Origin of the sequence: Catenulispora sp. MAP12-49, from assembly GCF_041262705.1 — a bacterium.
Taxonomy (GTDB): domain Bacteria; phylum Actinomycetota; class Actinomycetes; order Streptomycetales; family Catenulisporaceae; genus Catenulispora.
This window is the reverse complement of sequence record NZ_JBGCCP010000021.1, coordinates 75,778-96,149: the sequence shown is the minus strand read 5'-3', so window position 1 is coordinate 96,149 and position 20,372 is coordinate 75,778. Positions and strand designations below refer to the sequence as shown.

At 73.1% G+C, this 20,372-nt stretch carries 1 protein-coding gene; it reads right to left on the bottom strand.

What is annotated here, in order from left to right; all coding sequences use genetic code 11:
• Window positions 1-86: 86 nt before the first annotated feature.
• Window positions 87-20,360, bottom strand: coding sequence for a non-ribosomal peptide synthase/polyketide synthase (locus ABIA35_RS31705; protein WP_370360330.1), 20,274 nt, complete (start codon window positions 20,358-20,360; stop codon window positions 87-89).
• Between the last annotated feature and the right edge of the window lie 12 nt (window positions 20,361-20,372).

Here is a 20,372-nt window from a genome sequence, read left to right as displayed (position 1 = left end):
CTTCGTCATCGCTGGGATCGTCCGGGCGGCGAGCGCGGGCGGCGCCGGCGGCGCGCGGCAGTTGCGGGGGCGAGGCCGTGGTGGCATCAGCGGCCTCCTCGGGCATGCCGGGCGATGTTCCGCAGGGCCTGGCCGAACTCCTCGGCCACGCGCCGCACCGCCGGCGTGTTGTGCACGGCGGGCCGGTAGTGCCAGGTGAAGGCCATCCGGCCGTCCCGCACCGCGCCCACCACTTCGACCAGGTGCGAACCGCCGTCGCGCGGGTCGTGGTCCTGGCCGAACGAACCGTGCTCGGCGCGCACCAGGGCGCTGACGGACTCCTGCGATCCGCTGACCGAGCTGACCGAACTGCCCGAGCTGACCGAGCTGACTGAGCTGTCCGCGCGGGCGTCCCACTGGCCGAGGTAGTTGAAGACCACCTCGCTGTGCTGGTGTCTGCCGGCGGCCAGCCGCTCGCGGATCTCGGGCGAGCCGAAGGCGCGCAGAGCTCCGAAGCCCAGACCGTTCGCCGGGATCGTGCGCAGCTGGCGGCGCACCGCCTTCACCAGGGACCGCCAGTCGCGGTCCGGGCCGGAGCCGTCGGGAGAGGGGACCCGCAAGGTGACCGGGTAGACGGTGGTGAACCACCCGACCGTCCGGGACAGGTCCACCCCCTTGATGATCTCCTCGCGGCCGTGCCCCTCCAGGTCCAGGCGGACCACGTCGGTCCCCCGGCACCGGGCCAGCGCCAGCGCCAGGGCGGCCAGCAGCACGTCGTTGACGGCGGTGCGGTAGGCCGCCGGCGCGGCACGCAGCAGGGCGGCCGTGTCCTGCTCGGTCAGCTCGACGGTCACCGCCGCGGTCTCGGCCGGCGGGAACGCCACGAGGTGGTCCGGGACGCCGGGCTCGACGGCCAGCGCCTGCTCCCAGTAGGCGACCTCGTCGTCCAGGCCACCTTCGGCGACGTGCGCCGAAAGCCCCAGCGCCCACTCTCGGAAGGACGTGCTCCGCTCCCCCAGCGCGGTCGGTTCGCCGCGCGCCGCCTGCTGGTAGGCACACTCCAGGTCGTCGCGCAGGACGCGCCAGGAGACGGCGTCGACGACCAGGTGGTGCGCGACCAGCAGGAGGTAGACCGGCCGATCGGGGTCGCCGGTGAACAGGGCCGCGCGCAGCAACGGCCCCTGAGTCAGGTCGAAACCGGCGTGCAGGGCGTCGGCCGCCTTCGTCATGGCCGCATCGGCCTGCTCGGGCACAAGCCCGCTCAGGTCGTGGCAGACCATGATGTTCCCGGTGTTCCCGCTGTTCCCGCTGTCCGCGCTGTCCCCGGTGCGGGCCGGCGGCGGGTTGAACTGGTGCCAGCCCTGTTCGTCCCTCGTGAACTGCATGCGCAGCGCATCGTGGTGCTCCAACAGGGCATTGAGAGCCGCCAACAGCGCCGGCTGGTCGGGGACGGCCTCCAGCTCCAGCAGCGTCGACTGGTTGAAGTGGCCGTGGGCCGCGCGCGGAGTGGTCAGGAACCACTCCTGGATCGGGGTGAGCGGCACCTCGCCTGCGCTGAAGCCGTCGCCGCCGCGCTGCGGGGCGTCGCGCACGACCGTCGCCAACTCGGCCACCGTCTGGTGGCTGAACAGGTCCCGGGTCGCCAGGTGCAGACCGTCGCGGCGCAGCCGGGAGACCACCTGCATGCTCAGGATGGAGTCGCCGCCGAGGACGAAGAAGTTGTCGTCGGCGCCGACGTCCGCCACGCCCAGCACGTCGCCCCAGATCCGGGCGATCCGGCGCTCGATGTCGGTGCGCGGTGCGATCCGCGATCCGGCGGTGGGCACGGCAGGTCCGGGATCGGGCAGCGCCGCGCGGTCGAGCTTGCCGTTCGGGGTCAGCGGCACGCGCTCCAGCGGCACGAAGATCGACGGGATCATGTAGGGCGGCAACAGTTCGGCCAGCTGGGCGCGCAGTTCCACGACCGGCACCCCCGCGTCGGTGGACTCCTGTGCCAAAACGACATAGGCGACGAGCCGCGCCGGGCCGCCGTCCGCGCCGCCGGTGAACACGGTCACGACCGCGTCGCGCACCAGCGACCCGCGCCGCAGCGCGCTCTCGATCTCCCCGGGCTCGATCCGGAAGCCGCGCAGTTTGATCTGGTTGTCGGCACGTCCGGCGAAGCGCAGCTCGCCGTCGGCCTGCCGCCGTCCGAGGTCGCCGGTGCGGTACATGCGCTCCCCCGGCGCACCGAAGGGGTCTGCCACGAACCGGGACGCGGTCAGACCGGGCCGGCCCAGGTACCCGCGGGCCAGACCGGGTCCGCCCAGGTACAGCTCCCCGATCACCCCCGGCGGGACCGGCCGCAGCGCGGCGTCCAGGAGGTAGACCCTGGTGGCGGCGGCGGGGAAGCCGATCGGCGGCGTGCCGTTGCCGGCCGTCAGCGGGCCGGTCCAGGTGGCGACCACGGTGGACTCCGTGGGGCCGTAGGAGTTGACCATCCGCCGCCCCGGCGCCCAGCGGTCGACCAGGTCGGCCGGGCAGGCTTCGGCGCCGACGATCAGGGTGCGCAGCGCCGGCAGCGCGCCGGCCGCCGCGGGCTCCACGGTGGCCAGCGCCGCCGGGGGAATCAGGGTGTGGCTGATCCGGCGCTGCGCGAGCACCTCGGCCAGCCGCTCCCCGACCAGCGGCCCCTCCTCGCCGGTGACCAGCGCGGCCCCGCTGAGCAGCGAGGTGCACAGCTCCAGCACGGAGGCGTCGAAGCTCGGCGAGGCGAACTGCAGCACCCGGTCGCCGGGGCCTGATCCGTACTGCTCGGCGGCGGACGCGGCGAAGCCGGCCAGCCCGCGATGGGTCACCATCACACCCTTGGGCGTCCCGGTCGAGCCGGAGGTGTAGATGACGTACGCCGGGTGCGCCAGGGTGAGCGCGGTGGTGCGATCGGCGTCGGTGGGCGCGGTGTCCGCACTGTCCGCACCGTCCGCGGCCCACACCTCGGCCGGGTCGTCGAGCACCAGGAAGGCGCCCGCGTCGCGCACCATGAACTCCCGCCGCTGCACCGGGTAGTCCGGATCGACCGGCAGGAACGCGCCGCCGGCCTTGCTCACGGCCAGCTGCGCCACCACCGTCTCGGCCGCGCGGGGCAGCGCCAGGGCCACGATCCGCTCCGGTCCCACCCCCTTACCGATGAGCCGGTGCGCCAGCCGGTTGGCCGCCCGGTCCACCTCGGCGTAGGTCAGCTCGCGCGCCCCGGCCACCAGCGCCACCGCGTCCGGCGTGCGGGCCGCCTGCCGCTCGAACAGCTCCGGCAGGGTCGCCTCGGGGACCGGGCCGAACGTGCCGCACGACTGCGCCAGCAGGGTCTCCAGCTCGCCGTCGCGCGCCAGCGGCAGCGTGCCGATGGGGCGGGCGGGGTCCTGCGCGACGGCGGCCAGCAGGGTACTGAGTTGGTCGGCCATCCGGTCGGCGGTGGCGGCGTCGAACAGGTCGGTGTTGTAGGTGAGCGAGCCGCGCAGGTCCCCGGAGTCCGTCTCGGCGAACTCCACCGTGAGGTCGAACGGTGCCTGCTCCACCTCGGTCTCGACGGCGGCGACCGCCAGACCGGGCAGGTCCAGGTCGGCGGACGGGGTGTTCTGCAGGACCACCATGACCTGGAACAGCGGGGTGCGGCTGGTGTCGCGCACCGGCTGGACCTCGTCGACGACGCGCTCGAACGGCACGTCCTGGTGCGCGAAGGCGTCCAGCACCGTGAGCCGCACGCCGCCGAGGAAGTCGGCGAAGGACTCCCGTGCCTCGACCCGCGAGCGCAGTACCAGGGTGTTGACGAAGAACCCGATCAGGTGCTGGATCTCCGCGCGGTCGCGGCCGGAGGTCACCGTGCCGACGGCGATGTCGGTGTCCCCGCTGAGCCGGGCGAGGTAGGCCTGGGTCGCGGCGACGAGCGTGGTGAACAGGGTGGCACCCTGGTTCCGGCCGATGCCGGCCAGGCGGGCGGCGGTCGAGGCGGGGATCAGCAGGTGGGCGGTGGCGCCGTTGCCGGTGCGCACGGCGGGCCGCGGGCGGTCGGTCGGCAGCTGGAGGGGCTCGCTGCCGGTCAGTTGCTCCTTCCAGTAGGCGAGTTGCTCCTCGCTGCCGGTGCTGCCGGTGCTGTCGGTGCTTCCGGTGCCGTCGGTGCTTCCGGTGCCGTCGATACTTCCAGCGCCTCCAGCGCCTCCAGCGCCTTCGGTGCCGCCGTTGCCGCCGTTGCCGCCGTTGCCGCCGGTGCCATCGGTCGAGCGCTGCCAGTGCGCGTAGTCGGCGTACTGGACTGCCAGCGGCGGCAACCCCGGTTCGGCTGAGCCGAGCTCGGCGCGATACAGGTGCGCCAGATCGGTGAGCAGGACGGAGGTCGACCAGCCGTCGGTGATGATGTGGTGCAGATGCAGGGTCAGTACGTGGTCGGCATCGGCCAGCCGGACCAGACCGGCGCGCAGCAGCGGTCCCCGGCGCAGGTTGAAGGAGCGGGCTCGCTCCGAGGCGAGCAGCCGGTGCAGTGCGGGCTCCTGCTTCTCCTCGGACAGCACGGACAGGTCGTGCCACGCCGGCCACACCGGGAACGGCGGATGCACGAGCTGGACGCCATGCCCGTCGACACTGTCGAAGGTGGTCCGCAGCGACTCGTGCCGGGCCACCAGGGCGCTGAGCGCGGCGCCCAGCGCGTCCTGGTCCAGTGTGCCGCGCAGGCGCAGAGCCAGTGCGGTGACGTACTCGGTGCCCCCGGGTGCGAACTCCTCCAGGAACCACAGACGCTGCTGCGCATAGGACATCGGCGCGGCGTCCTGGCGGGAGACCGGCACGATGGCCGGACGCCCCGTACCCGTGCCTCCCGCTCGGCCGCGCTCCTCGGTGAGCAGCCGGGCCAACGCGGCAGGCGTGGGATGGGTGAACACCGCGCGGGGTGTCAGGACCGTGTCGAAGGCCTCGGACAACCGGGAGACGAGCCGGATGCTGAGGATGGAGTCGCCGCCGAGGGCGAAGAAGCCGTCCTCGACGCTGGGCGGCGCGATCCCCAGGACCTCGCCGAAGACCTCCGCTGTGCGTCGCTCGGCCTCAGTGCGCGGCGCGACCCGCTCGTGCTGCCCGGCAACGCCATCGGCGTCGGGGGCGGGCAGCGCCGCGCGGTCCACCTTGCCGTTGCGGTTCAGCGGAAGCGCACTGAGCGGAACGAAGGCGGCGGGGACGAGGTAGTCCGGCAGCGCCTCGGCCGCGAACTCCCGCAGCCCCTGCAGATCGTCCCCGGCCGGGCCGACGACATAGGCCACCAGTCGCTTAACGCCGGGCCGATCCTCGCGGGCGACCACGGCGACGTCGGCAACGCCCGGACCCTCCGCGAGCACGGCCGCCACCTCTCCGGGCTCCACCCGGAAGCCGCGGATCTTCACCTGGTCGTCGGTGCGGCCCAGGAACTCCACGGTCCCGTCCGGCCGCCGCCGTGCCAGGTCGCCGGTGCGGTACATCCGCGCTCCGGGCGGACCGGCGGGATCGGCCAGGAAGCGTGCCGCGGTCTGCCCGGCCCGGCCCAGGTAGCCGCGTGCCAAGCCCTCGCCGGCAATGAACAACTCGCCCGCGCAGCCCGGCGGGACCGGACGCAGCGCGGCGTCCAGGATGTGCACCCGCTTGTCGTCCAGGGGATGGCCGATCGGCACCGGATCGGGCACCGCCGCCGGGTCCGGCAGGGGGAACGAGGTCGCGAAGGTGGTGGTCTCGGTGGGGCCGTAGCCGTTCACGACCCGCAGGCCGGGGCAGGCAGTCAGAACCCTGCGAACCGCAGCCGCCGGTACCACGTCACCGCCGGTCCACAGCTGGCGCAGGCCCGCGAAGCAGTCCGGCGCGTCCTGAGCCAGCAGCCGGAACAGGCCCGCGGTGAGCCAGATCGCGGTCAGCTCCCCGGTGCCGGCCAGCCGGCGCAGCAGCGCGGCATCCACCGGGCCGTCGGGGGCGACGACCACGCAGCCGCCGGTGAGCAGCGGTGCCCACACCTCGAAGGTGGAGGCGTCGAAGGCCACCGGGGAGTGCAGCAGCACCCTGGCACAGTCGCCGTCGGCGAAGCGGCTGTCGGTCGCCAGCGAGGCGACGTCGCGGTGCCGGACCGCCACCGCCTTGGGCTCTCCGGTGGAGCCGGAGGTGAACATCACGTAGGCCAGCTGGTCGGGTGCGGCTGCGGGCAGGCTGCCGGCAAGCGGTTCAGCCGGTTCGACGTCCGCGGCGGCGATCTGCTCCGCGCTCAGCGACCGGACGGCACCGGCAAGGGTGAGCAGTGCACGGCGCCGCTCTTCCGGCGCCCGGGCGTCGACCGGCACGTAGACGCCGCCGGCCTTCAGCACCGCCAGCTGCGCGACGACGAGTTCGGCACAGCGGTCCATCGGCAGCGCCACCCGGTCTTCGGCGGCCAAGCCGTCGGCGAGCAGCCGGGCAGCCAGGCGATCGGACCATTCGGCGAGCCGCTGGTAGCTCAGCTCGCGATCGCCGTCGCGCAGCGCGGTCGCATCGGGGGTGCGTCGGACCTGCTCAGCGAACAGCTCCACCGGGCTGCGCGGATCCGCCGGACGCGCAGTGCTCTGCCACGACGCCAGCAGCGCCCGGTCGGCGTCGGTGAGCGGATCGAGGTCGGCCAGGTCGCCGTCGAGGCCGTCGGCCAGGGCGGTGAGCACGACCACCAGACGGTCCGCCGCGCGCTCCACGGTGGCGCGGTCGAACAACGCGGGGTCGTAGGCCAGGTCGAAGCCGAGCCGCTCGGCCAGGTGGACCCGCAGGCACCAGGGGAACGTCGTGGCGTCGTCGGCACGCACGTCCTCCACGCCCACCCCGGTCCGGGCCGTCACCGACTCGTCGACCGGGTAGTTCTCGAACACCACCATGCTGTCGAACAGCGCCTCGCCGGCCGGCAGCTCGCTCAGGGCCTGGATACGGGACAGGGCAAGATGGTCGAAGGGACGGCCGTCGCTCTGCCGCTCCTGCAAATCCCGCAGCCACGGCCCGATGCCGCCGCCGGGAATCCGCACCCGGGTCGGCACGGTGTTGATGAACATGCCGATCATCGACTCCACGCCGGGCAGCTCGGCCGGACGGCCGGAGACGGTGGTACCGAAGACCACGTCGTCGCTGCCGCTGTAGCGGGCCAGCAGCAACGCCCAAGCGCCTTCCAGCACCGAGTTGACGGTCAGCCCGGCGCGCGCCGCGCTCTCCCGCAGCCGCAGGGAGACCGTCTCGTCCAGCTCGTGCTGGACGGCCTCGGCGGAGCGGGCGCGGTGCGCCTGCGCCGGGGTGCGGTCGTAGGGCAGCGGGGTACGCGCGGTGAAGCCGTCCAGGGCGCCGGCCCAGTGGTCCTCGGCCGCCTGTTCGTCCTGGTCGGCGAGCCAGCGCAGGAAGTCCGCGAAGGGGCGGCGGACCGGAGGGCGCTGCTGCGGGCCGCCGGTGAGGGCGACGTATTGTTCGCAGACTTCTGTCAGGAGTTGGCCGGTGCTCCAGCCGTCGAGGATGAGGTGGTGGGTGGACCACAGCAGCATCAGCTCGTCGTCGGGCAGCGCGGCCAGGGTGAGGCGGGTGAGCGGCGCGGACGTCAGCTCCATCCCGGCGGCGCGGTCGGCGGCGAGCAGCCGTTCGGTCTCGGCCGGTCGTTGCTCGGGCGGCAGCCGGCGCCAGTCCAGGTGGGTGACCGGCAGTTCGGCGCGGTTCAGGACCACCTGGACCGGATGCGGCAGACCGCGCCAGTGCACTGCGGTGCGCAGCGCCGGAGTGCGGTCGGCGACCTGTTGCCAGGCTTCGGCGAACGCGCGCGGGTCTGCCACGCCGGACAGCCGCACGGCGATCCGGTCGAAGTAGAGGCCTTCGGCATCGACGAGGCCGTGGAAGAGCATCCCGGACTGGAGCGGAGTCAGGGGCAGGACGTCGGCGATCTGCCGTCCGTCGCCGATGAGCCGGTCCAGCTGTGCCTGGTTCAGTGCGGCGAGCGGGAAGTCGGACGGCGTGCGGCCGCCGGTCTCGGGGTCGGCGCAGTGCGCCACGATCTCGCGCAGGGCAGTGCACATCTGCTCGGCCAGGTCGCGGACGACGGCCTCGTCGTAGACGGCCGGCGGGTAGGTCCAGCCGAGTTCCAGGCGGCCGCCCTGGACCACGCCGGTGATGTCCAGCAGGTAGGGACGGGCTTGCTCTGGATCGGTGTCGCGGCCGGCCGGGGGGAGCGCGGCGCGATACAGGCCCTGCCCGGCGCCGGTGCCGGTGCCGGCCGACGCGCCGGTGTTTTCGGCGTCCCACTGACCGTGATAGTTGAAGCCGATCCGCGGTGCCGACGCATTGGTCAGCGCACTGTCGGGCACCAGATGGCGCAGAGCTCCGTAGCTGAGTCCGTGCAGGGGAATGGCGCGCAACTGCTCCTTGACCGCGCGCAGAGTGTCGTGCCACCCGGCATCAGGGGCAACCGTCAACGCGAGCGGGAATTCGGCGGTGAACCAGCCGACTGTGCGGGACAGGTCCACGTCGTCGAAGAGGTCTTCCCGGCCGTGTCCCTCGACGCCGACCAGTACGGTCTCGCGCTCGCACCAGCGGGACAACGTACGGCCCAGCGCGCTGAGGAGGACGTCGTTCACCTGCGTGCGATAGACGTCAGGGACCTGACGCAGCAGCGCATCAGTGGTCTGCGCATCCAACGCCACGGTGACGGTGGCCGCGTTCGCGTAGGTGTTGGCACCGGAGCGGCCGACGGGCAGTTCGGCGGGGGCCTCGGCGGTACGCGTCCAGTACTCGACATCAGTATCGAGCGCGCCGGAGCGGGCATGCCGCTCCAGCCGGGTGGCCCAGTGTCCGTAGGCAGTACCTGCCGGTGGCAGTTCGACCGCCCTATAGGCCGTCTCGAAGTCGGCCAGCAGGATGCGCCAGGAGACGCCGTCCACGGCCAGGTGGTGAATGGTGATGACGAGCTGGCCGGACTGCTGCTCGCCGCGATCGAAGAAGAGCACGCGGATCATGCGGCCCTCGACCGGATCCAGTCCAGCCTGAGCCTGGTCGGTCGTGTCCTGGACCGCCGCCTCCAGCGCTGCGGGATCGAGCTCGGCCACGTCGTGCAGCGTGAAGACACCGTCCGGCGCGTCGGCGAGTACCTCCTGACGCCAGCCGGTCTCGGTGTGCCGCATACGAGTACGCAGCGCCGCGTGGCGGCTTGTCAGCGCTTCGGTCGCCCGGCGCAGGGCGGAGGCGTCAGCTCCGGGAGCCAGTTCCAGGCGCTGGGTCATGGTGAACCGCAGCGGGTCGCCGGGGCGGCGCGCGTCGAGGTACCAGTGCTGGATCGGGGTGAGCGGCGCTTCGGTCGGCGCGGTGTCGTCGCCGGCTTCCGAAGGCGCGGTCACGGTTCCGGCTCGCAGAGCGAGTTCGGCCACGGTCTGATGCCGGAAGACGTCCTTGGTGCTCACGGCGATCCCGGCGGCCCGGGCCCGGGAGACGATCTGGATGCTCAGGATGGAGTCGCCGCCGAGCGCGAAGAAGTTGTCGTGCGCGCCGACCCGCTCGGTCCCCAGCGCCTCGGCCCAGATCGCGGCCAGCTGTTCTTCGGTCCCGGACTGCGGCGCCACGTATTCGGTGCCGCTGTCGGGCTGGACCGTCGGGGCGGGCAGCGCGCGCCGGTCGGTCTTGCCGCTGGTGGTGCGCGGGATGCGGTCCAGCGGGACGAACGCGGCCGGGACCATGTAGTCCGGCAGGGTTCGCCGCAGCCGGACGCGGAGTTCGTCGGCGGGCGGAACCGGCTTGCCGGCGGCGGGCACCAGGTAGCCGACGAGCATCGGCCGGCCGGCGTACTCGCGCACGACAACCACGGCCTCTGCGACGTCCGGGTGCTCCAGCAGGGCGGCCTCGACCTCGCCTGGCTCGATCCGGAACCCGCGGATCTTGACCTGCTCGTCGGAGCGGCCGAGCACTTCCAGCAGACCGTGCGCGTCCCAGCGGGCCCGGTCGCCGGTGCGGTACATCCGCTCCCCCGGTGCGCCGTACGGATCGGCCAGGAAGCGGGCGGCGGTCAGGCCCGGCTGGTTCAGGTACCCGCGGGCCACCTGCGCACCGGCCAAGTACAGCTCTCCGGGCAGACCGAGCGGCACCGGTTGCAAGGCGTCGTCGAGCACGTAGGCCCGCAGGTTGCCGCCGGGCCGTCCGACGACCGGGCGGTCGGGGCGCTCGGCGCAGCGGCCGTAGAACGCGTCGACGGTGGTCTCGGTGGGGCCGTAGACGTTGTAGGTCGCTACTCCGAGGTCGCGCTCCGCCGTGGTCAGCTGACGCCAGACGTCGCCGGGGACAGCTTCGCCGCCGACCATCAGCACCCGAGGAAGGTGACGCTCCGGAGCGAGCAGTCCGGCGGCGAGCAGTTCGCGCAGGTAGGACGGGGTGACGTTGACGACGTCCAGGCGGCGCTCGGCGATCTGCGCGCAGAACGCCTCCGGGTCCAGCCGGACGTCCTCGTCGATGAGGTGGACCTCCTGCCCCAGCGCGAGCAGCAGCGGGCCCTCCCAGCTGGTGTCGAAGGAGAACGCGGCGCTGAGCGCCATGCGCAGGCGGCCGTCGGCGATGTGCGGGGCCAGGAGCCCGGCTCGGTGGTCGTGGCAGAGGTTGACGAGCTGGCGGTGTTCCACCGCGACGCCCTTGGGCCGACCGGTCGAGCCGGAGGTGTAGATGATGTAGGCGGCGTGCTGTGGCAGCAGGGGGCTGATGCGGTCGGCATCGGTGAGGTCGTGGCCGGGCAGCCGGTCCCACAACACCTCGCGCAGGTCGTCGGGGGTCAGCAGCATCCGCGGCCGGGCGTCGTCCATCAGGAGTTCGGCGCGTTCCTCGGGCAGCTCGGGATCCACGCACAGCACCGTTCCGCCGGCCTTGAGCACCGCGAACAGGGCGACCACCGCGTCGGACACGCGCGGCAGCCGGATGGCCACCACGTCCTCGGGACCGACGCCGCGCGCGACGAGGTGCCGCGCGAGCCGGTTGGCCCGCTCGTTGAGGCCGGCGAAGTCCAGAGTCGCGTCGCGCGCCACCAGCGCGGTGGTGTGCGGGGTGCGGGCCGCCTGCTGCTCGAACAGCGCCGGGAAGACGGTGTCCGGCACCGGCGATCGCTCGCCGAACCCGGTCTGGAGTACCTGCTCGCGTTCGTCGGCGGTGGTCAGCGGCAGGGTGCCGACGTCGCGCGCCGGATCCTCGGCCACGGCTTCCAGCAGGGTCCGCAGGCACGCGGTCAGGCGTTCGGCGGTGGCCGTGTCGAACAGGCCGGTGCTGTATTCCAGGTAGCCGGTCAGGCCGCCGCCGTTCCCAGTGTCCTCACCGTTCTCGACGAAGTCGAAGGAGAGGTCGAAGGTGGCGTTGCGGACCGGCGGCGTCACCGGCTCCACCCGCAGGCCCGGCAGCAGCGGCACTTCGGCGCCGAGGTTGTGCAAGGCGACCATGACCTGGAACAGCGGGGTGCGGCTGGTGTCGCGCTCGGGATGGAGGGCCTCCACCACGTGCTCGAACGGCACGTCCTGGTGGGCCAGTGCGGCCAGGAAGGTGTCGCGCGAGGCGGTCAGCAGATCGCGGAACGCCTGTTCCGGACGCACGTCGGCGCGCAGAACCAGGGTGTTGACGAACATGCCGACGACGTCGTGGAGTTCGGGCCGTTCCCGCCCGGCGGTGACGGTGCCGACGGCGAAGTCCTGCTGGCCGGACCAGCGGGCCAGCAGGACCTGGCAGGCGGTCAGCAGGGTCATGTACAGCGTGGCGTCGGCCTCCCGGCCGCGCTCGCGCAGCCGTGCGGTGAGCTCGGCGGGCACGCTGAACGCGACCAGCGCGCCTTCCCGGGTGCGGACTGCGGGACGCGGCCGATCGGTGGGCAGCTCCAGCGGCGGGACACCGTTCAGGGAACTGCGCCAGTGCGCGAGGTCGGTCTCGGCGCGGTCGGTGTTGTCGGTGCTGTCAGTGTGGTCGGTGCGGTCGGTGCGGTCGGTGCGGTCGGTGCGGTCGGTGCGGGCGGTGCGGGCGCGTTGCCAGGCGGCGTAGTCGGCGTAGCGCACGGGGAGGTCGGGCAGCTCGGGCCGGCGGCGCTCGCAGGCTGCTGCGTAGAGCTCGCCGAGGTCGCGGCCGAGGACGCCCATCGACCAGCCGTCGGTGACGATGTGGTGGACGGCCAGGATGAGCACGTGCTCATCCGGTGCCGAGCGCACCAGCCGGGCCCGGAGCAGCGGACCGGTGCTCAGGTCGAACGGGGTCGCCGCGAGGTCTTCCAGGAGGCTGTCCAGGGCTGCCGGGGGTTCCCCGCTGAGGTCGACCGTCTCCAGGCCGGCCGGCTGTGGCTGGTGCACGACCTGCCGCGGGTGTCCGTCGTGCTCGGCGAAGGTGGTGCGCAGCGATTCGTGGCGGGAGACCAAGGCGTCCAGGGCGGTGCGCAGGGCGTCCTCGTCGAGAGCTCCGTGCAGGCGCAGCACGGACATGGTGGTGTACTCGGTGCTGCCGGGCTCGAAGCGATCGAGGAACCACAACCGTTGCTGCGCATAAGAAAGCGGCGGTTCGGAGTCGGGGTCTGCGGCGGGGATGGTGTCGTCCGACAAGCCCAGCTCACCGAGGGCCACCGCCAGGTCGGCGAGCCTGGGATGGGTGAACAGCAGGCGTGGCGAGATCTCGGTACCGAACGCCGCGCGCAGCCGGGAGATGACACGGACGGCGAGGATCGAGTCGCCGCCGAGGGCGAAGAAGTTGTCTTCGATGCCGATCTCGCCGGTGTCGAGGACGTCGGTCCACGCGGCGGCGACAAGCTGCTCGGCGGGAGTGCGAGGTGCCGTGTGCTCGCCGTCGGAGGCGAAGCCGTCCGGGCCGGGCGCGGGCAGCGCGCGCCGGTCGAGCTTGCCGTTGACGGTCAGGGGCAGGGCCGCCATCGGGACGTAGGCGGCGGGCACCATGTACGCGGGCAGCAGCCGCTCCAGGTAGGCACGCAGCTCGGCGGCGGACGGCACAGCGGCGGACCGCTCGCCGCTCCCGGCACCGACAATGTGCGCGACCAACCGGCGGGTCCCGGATGAGTCCTCGTACACGCCCACCGCCGCCTCGGCCACGCCCGGGTGGCCGAGCAGCGCGGCCTCGATCTCGCCGGGCTCGATGCGGTAGCCGCGGATCTTCACCTGCTGATCGGCCCGGCCCAGGTATTCCAGTGTGCCGTCGGTGCGGCGGCGGACCCGGTCGCCGGTGCGGTACATGCGGGTGCCGGGGCGGCCGAAGGGGTCGGCGGGGAAGCGGGTGGCGGTCAGGCCCGGCCGGTTCAGGTAGCCGCGGGCCAGGCCCTCCCCTGCGACGTACAGTTCGCCGACCGCGCCGGGAGGCAGCGGGGTGAGACCGGTGTCGAGCACGTACAGCCGCAGGTCGGGGATGCCGATGCCGATCGGTCCGGGGCCGCCGGCCCGGGCGGTCGCGTGCTCCAGTTCGGCCCAGGTGACGTGGACGGTCGTCTCGGTGATGCCGTACATGTTCACCAGGCGCGGCGCGGTGTCCGGGTGGCGCTCGTACCAGTCGGCGAGCCGGGTGACGTCCAGCGCCTCGCCGCCGAAGATCACCGTGCGCAGGGCCAGGCGGTCGCCGGCTTCCGGGTCCTCGGCGTCGGCACGCACCAGCGGGTAGAACGCGGAGGGGGTCTGGTTGAGGACGGTGACCTGCTCGTCGGCCAGCAGCCGCAGGAAGTCCTGCGGGGAGCGGGCGGTGTCGTCGGGCACGACGACGAGGCGGCCGCCGTGTAGCAGCGGGCCCCACAGCTCCCACACCGAGAAGTCGAAGGTGTAGGAGTGGAACAGGGTCCAGACGTCCTCGGCCCCGAGCTCGAACCACTGCCGGGTCTGCTCGAAGAGACGGACCACGTTGGCGTGCGGGATCACGACGCCCTTGGGGCGGCCGGTGGAGCCGGAGGTGAAGATCGCGTAGGCGGGGTGGTCGGGCAGTGGCCGACGGTCCGGGCCGAGTGCCGTAGCCGGCCGCCGTGTTAGCTCGGCACGCACCTCGGCATCTCCCAGCGCCAGGACCGGCACGCCGCCGACCGTATCCGCCGACCTGTACCCGGTGCGCTCGCTGTGCTCGGTCAGGGTCACCAGGGCCACCGGCTCGGCGTCGCCGAGCAGCGCCTCGACGCGCTCGATCGGCAGCGCGGGGTCGATGGGCAGGTAGGCGGCGCCGGTCTTGAGGACGGCGAGGACCGCCACCACCAGATCGACCGAGCGGGGCATGGCCAGCGCGACGAACCGCTCGGGGCGGGCGCCGAGGTCGGCCAGGCGGTGCGCGAGCTGGTTGGCGCGCGCGTTCAGGGTGGCGTAGTCGACGCGTTCGCCGTCGTAGCTGACGGCCTCGGCGTGCGGGGTGCGGGCGGCCTGCGCCTCGAAGAGGTCCACGATGGTCTGCTCGGGCCGGCCCTTCGCCTGGCCGTTCCAGTCGACGAGCATCCGCCGGCGTTCCTCGGCGGTGGTCCAGGCCAGGTCGCGCAGCGGGCGGTCCAGGTCCGCGGCCAGCTGGGCGAACAGCAGGCAGAGCCGGTCGGCCAGGGTGCGTGCGGTCGCGGCGTCGAAGAGCTCGGGGTCGTAGGCCAGGTCGAAGCCGAACCGCTCGCCCTGGTAGGCGCGCAGCACCAGGGCGAAGTTGGTGGCGTCGCGGGAGGAGACCTCGGCCAGGCGCACGCCGGAGTCGGCGGCGGCCTGGTCGAAGGGGTAGTTCTCGAAGGCCACCATGCTGTCGAACAGCGCGCCGCCGGAGGGGACGCCGCTCATGCCGGTCAGCTCGGCCAGGGAGACCGCGGCGAAGCGGCGCGCGTCGGCCTGGGCTTGTTGCAGGTCCCTGAGCCAGGCGGCGGCGGTGCGGCCGGCGGCGCCGTCCACCCGGACCCGCGTCGGCAGGGTATTGATGAACATCCCGATCATCGACTCGGCGCCGGGCAGGTCGTCGGGGCGTCCGGAGACGGTGGTGCCGAACAGGACGTCCGGCTCGCCGCTGTAGCGGGAGAGCAGCAGGGCCCAGGCGCCCTGGACCAGGGTGCCGAGGGTCAGGCCGGCCCGGCGCGCGGTCTGGGCCAGGCGCTGTGACTGCTCCTCGGAGAGCCCGGCGGTGTGCACGGCCGCCGAGCGGGTGCGGTGCACGCCGCGCGGGAAGCGGTCGGCGGGCAGGGGGGTGGGGTCGGCGAAGCCGTCCAGGACGGTGCGCCAGTGGCCGCGCGCGGCCTCGGCGTCCTGGTCGGCGAGCCAGCGCACGTATTCGCCGAAGGGGCGCCGCACCTCCGGCTGCGCTTCGGCGCCGGTGGTGAGGGCGGCGTACTCGGCGAAGACGTCGGTGAGGACCTGGGCCAGGCTCCAGCCGTCCAGGATCATGTGGTGCGAGGTCCAGAGCATGTGCAGACGCGCGTCGGGAAGGCGGAGCAGGGTGAGGCGCATCAGGGGCGCCGAGCCGATGTCAAGGCTCTGCGACAGGCCTTCGGTCTCCGATCGGGCCAGCGCGGCGGCGTGCTGGGCGGGGGTCGCCGCGCGCAGGTCGAGGTGGGTCACGGGGACGCGGACCGTGCGATGGACGACCTGGAGCGGGACGGGGACGCCTTCCCAGACCACCGAGGTGCGCAGGGCGGGGGTGCGGTCGGCGACGCGCTGCCAGGCGAGGGCGAAGGCGTGCGGGTCGCTGACGCCTTCCAGCAGGAGCGCGGCCTGGTCGACGTAGACGTCCTCCTCGCCGCCGACCAGGCGGTGGAAGAGCATGCCCTCCTGGAGCGGCGTGAGCGGCAGGAGGTCTTCGACGTCGCGGCCGTCGCCAGCCAGCCGGTCCACACCGGCCTGGTCCAGCCGGGCCAGCGGGAAGTCCGAGGGGGTGCGGCCGCCGGCCCCGGGGCTCGCGCAGTGCTCGACGATGGCGGCGAGGGCGTCGGTCATGGCGTCGGCGACCCGCTGGACGGTCTGCGCATCGTGGACCTGGTCGCTGTAGTGCCAGGTGAGCTCCAGCTCGCCGCCGGACACCACGGCGGAGACATCGAGGAGGTGGTCCAACGGCTCGTCGGGGGCGATGTCCCGGCCCAGGGTGCCCCCGGCGGGGGTGAAGTCGCCGTCCTGCGGGGCGGTCCACTGACCGTGGTAGTTGAAGGACACCTGCGGCAGCGGCACGTCGCGCAGCCCCCGGGCGGATTCCGCGGGCGAGCCGAGGCGGGCCAGGGCTTCGTAGCTCAGGCCGCGGCGGGGGATGGCGCGCAGGCGTTCCTTGGTGTCCTTGAGGGTGGCGGCCCAGTCGGGTGCGCCGGGCGCTCCGGCCGAACTGAGCGTGACAGGGTACTGGCTCGTGAACCAGCCGACGGTGCGCGACAGGTCGAGCTCATCGCCGAGGTCTTCACGGCCATGGCCCTCGAGCGCGACGGTGACGCGATCGGCGCCAGTCCAGTCCACGAGCGCCCGACCCAGCGCACTGAGCAGAACATCGGCGACCTGGGTGCGGTAGACCGCGGGCACCTGGCGCAGCAGGGCTTCGGTGGTAGCTCGGTCCAGACGGGACTGGACGGTGTGCACGGAACCGGCGAGCGGCACGCCGAGCCGGTCGACGGGCAACGGCGTGCGCGGGGCGAGGGCTTCGGCGGTCCAGTAGGCGAGGTCGGCGTCGAGGTCGCCGGCGCGGACGTGCTCGGTGAAGTGGTGGGCCCAGTCGGTGAAGGTGGTCGGTTCGGGCTCCAAAGCTGCCTGGTGGTAGGCCTGCGCCAGGTCGGCGAGCAGGATGCGCCAGGAGACGCTGTCCACGGCCAAGTGATGCGCAGCCAGGAAAAGCTGTGGCCGAGCCTCACCGGATCGAAGGAGCACCGCGCGCAGCAGTACGCCGGTGGCGGGGTCGAGGGCGGCGCGCGCGGCATCTGCCACCGAACCAGCTTCATCAGTGGGCACATTGTGGCGGGTCAAAAGATCGCTGACCGGCCCGGCCACCGCCTCCTGCCGCCACCCCTCCGCACTCCGCATGAACCGCGTCCGCAGCGCCGGATGCGCCTCCACCACCGCCGCCAGCGCCCGCTCCAGTGCCGCCTCGTCGAGGTCGCGTGGCAGGTCGAGCAGCATCGACATGCTGAAGTGCCGGAGCGCGCCGTGTGTCGCGAAAAACCACTCGTGCACCGGCGTCAGGGGCGCGGGGCCGTCGTGGCGGCGCCTCGGTGTGGTCGGGGCGGGAGCGCGGCCGGCTGCGGCGGCGAGGTCGGCGACCGTCTGGTGCCGGAACACGTCGCCCGAGCTGAGGTGCAGACCGGCGGCGCGCGCCCTGGAAACGGCCTGGATGCTCAGGATCGAGTCGCCGCCCAGCTCGAAGAAGTTGTCCGTGACCCCCACGCGCGCCACGCCCAGCGCCTCGGCCCAGATGCCGGCCAGCGTCTCCTCCTGCGGCGTGCGCGGGGCGACGTACTCCCGGCGGCTCTCCGCTTCCAGGTCCGGCGCGGGCAGGGCGCGGCGGTCGAGCTTGCCGCTGGTGGTCAGGGACAGCGCGTCGAGGGCCGTGAACGTCGAGGGCACCATGTGGTCCGGCAGCACCCGGCGCAGCGCCGCCCGCAGCTCGGCCGACGGCGGCAGGGTGCTGCCGGCGGCGGCCACCGCGTACGCCGCGAGTCGCACGTGCCCCTGCGCATCGGACAGCGCCACCACGGCAGCCGCGCCGACCTCCGGCAGGTCCAGCAGCGCCGCCTCGATCTCGCCGGGCTCGATCCGGTGGCCGCGCACCTTGACCTGCTCGTCGGCGCGCCCGAGGTAGTCCAGGCGGCCGTCGGCGGTCCAGCGGGCCAGGTCGCCGGTGCGGTACATCCGGGTGCCGGCCGGGCCGAACGGGTCCGCGAGGAACCGCGACGCCGTCAGCCCCGGGCGTCCGGCGTAGCCGCGCGCGACCTGCTCGCCGGCCAGATACAGCTCGCCCCCGACGCCGGGCGGCACCGGCCGGAGCCGGGCGTCCAGCACATAAGCCCGCACGTTCGGCAGCGGCCGGCCCACCAGCGGCCGGTCGGCGCCCGCGATACGGCAGGACAGCGCGTCCACGGTGCACTCGGTCGGACCATAGAAGTTGTACGCCGCCACCCCGGGATGCGCGGCGAGCTCCCGCCACAAACCCGCGCCGACCGCTTCGCCGCCGAGCATCAGGACCCGAGGACAGTGCCGCGCGTCGCCGAGCAGTCCGGCGGGCAGCAGCTGCCCGAGGTAGGACGGCGTCACGTCAAGGAAGTCGACCCGGTGCCGCACCACGTACTCGACCAGCGCCGCCGGATCCATCCGCGTCGTCTCGTCCACGAGGTGCAGCGCATGGCCGTCGGCCATCAGCAGCACGCCCTCCAACGACGTGTCGAAGGAGAACGACGCCGTCAACGCCACCCGCAGCGGACCACCGCCCGCATCGGCGACAAAACCCTCCCGATGCGTGGCCAACAAACGCATCGCCGAACGCTGCGACACCACGACGCCCTTGGGCCGTCCGGTAGAGCCGGACGTGTAAATGACGTAGGCGGTGTTCAAAGGATCCAACGGAGCACGCCGGTCGGCATCGACGGGATCGGTATCCGGGGAATCCACCGGGACTTTGAGCAGCGCCGCCTCATCCAGCACCAACGCCGGTCGGGCATCATCCAGCAAATACCGGACCCGCTCCTCCGGCAGCGCGAGATCCACCGGCAGGTAACCGGCGCCGGCCTTCCACACCGCGAGAATCGCCACGATCATGTCGGCGGTCCGTGGCAACCGCAGTGCGACCAGCTGCTCGGGGCCGGCGCCCTGGGCGATCAGATGGTGCGCGAGCCGGTTGGCGCGGGCGTTGAGCGTCGCATAGTCGAACTCTGAGTCACCGGCGACCAGCGCCAGAGCGTCAGGAGTCGAGGCGGCCCGACGCTGGAAGAGCTCCGGATACGTGGCGTCCTCGACAGCGAACCCGTGACCGTTCCAGTCCTGCGTCACCTGCCGGATCTCCGCTTCGGAGAGCAGATCCAGCGTGCCCACCGGCCGGTCCGGCTCGGCCGCCGCGCCGGCCAGAAGCCGCAGCAGCTGATCGGCCATCCGCTCCGCCGTAGTGGCATCAAACAGGTCCCTGCGATACTCCAGCAGCCCCGTCAGTCCGTCCCCCTCCGGCACGAACTCCACGCTCAGATCAAAGGTCGCAGCCTCCCGCGGCACCTCGACCGGCGAGACGTCCAGCCCGTCCGGGCCGGCAGCGGCCGGCGGCGCGGGATGCAGCAGGACCATCACGTCGAACAGCGGATTGCGCCCGGCCTCGCGGCGCGCGCCGACCGCCTCCACCAAACGCTCGAAAGGCGTGTCGCCGTAAGCGAAGGAGTCGTTGACGGTCTCGGCGGCAGCGATCAGCAGCTCGCGGAAGGAACCGGAAGGCACCACCGGCGTGCGCAGCACCACCGTGTTGACGAAGCAGCCGACCGCCCGCTCCAGATCGGTCCGCGACCGCCCCGGCGTGAGCGACCCGACCGTCACGTCCTCCTGACCCGACCAGCGGGCCAACAGCGCCTGCGTGGCGGCGACCAGCACCGTGTAGAGCGTGGTGCGCTGTCCGGTGGCGAGCTCGCGCAGCCGCGCGGTCAAAGCCGCGGGAACAGCGAAGGCGTGCACCGCCCCCGGACCGGACTCCTCCCCGCGCCGCGGGTGGTCCAAAGGCAGCTCAGGCGCGACCGCCCCGACCAGCTGCTCCTTCCAGTAAGCGAGCTGCTTCTCCAGCCGAGCGCCGGAAAGCTGCTGCCGCTGCCACGCCGCGAAGTCCGGGTACTGCGTCGCCACCGGTGCGAGGTCCACAGCAGCGCCGCGGGCCAAGGCGTCGTAGGCGGTGCAGAGCTCCTCCAGCACCACCCCCATCGACCAGCCGTCGGTGACGATGTGATGCGCCGTCACCAACAGCACGTGCGAGGTCTCCGACTCGCGCACCAGGAGAGCCCGCACCAGCGGTCCCTCTCGGAGGTCGAACGGGAGCGAGTACTCCGCCGACAGCACCGACTCAAGGTCCTGTGACGCGCCAAGCTCGCGGACCGGCATCGCCACCGGCTCGACCGGCCCCACGATCTGCGCCAGCCGCCCGTCGCTCTCCTCGAACGTGCTCCGCAGCGCCTCGTGCCGCGCCACGACGGCGCTCAGCGCCTCGGCCAGCGCCGCGCGGTCCAGCTTCCCGCCGAACCGCACCGCGACGGCGCTGTTGTAGCGGGAGTCGCCGGGACGCAGCTGGTCCAGGAACCACAGCCGCTGCTGGACGAAGGACAGCGGCAGCGGCCCGGACCGGTCGGCACGCGGGATGCCCCGGCCGGCGCCGGCGCCGGCGCCGGCCGCTTTGCCGCCGGCGCGTCCGGCCAGCCGGCGCCGCAGCGCCTCCTGCAGGTCGGCGGGCAGTGCGGCGGCGCGGTCTTGCTCGGAAGCCGTCATAGTCCTGGGATC

Coding starts and splice junctions, on each gene's coding strand:
- ABIA35_RS31705 (WP_370360330.1), bottom strand. CDS start 20,360: ATGACGGCTTCCGAGCAAGACCGCGCCGCCGCACTGCCCGCCGACCTG.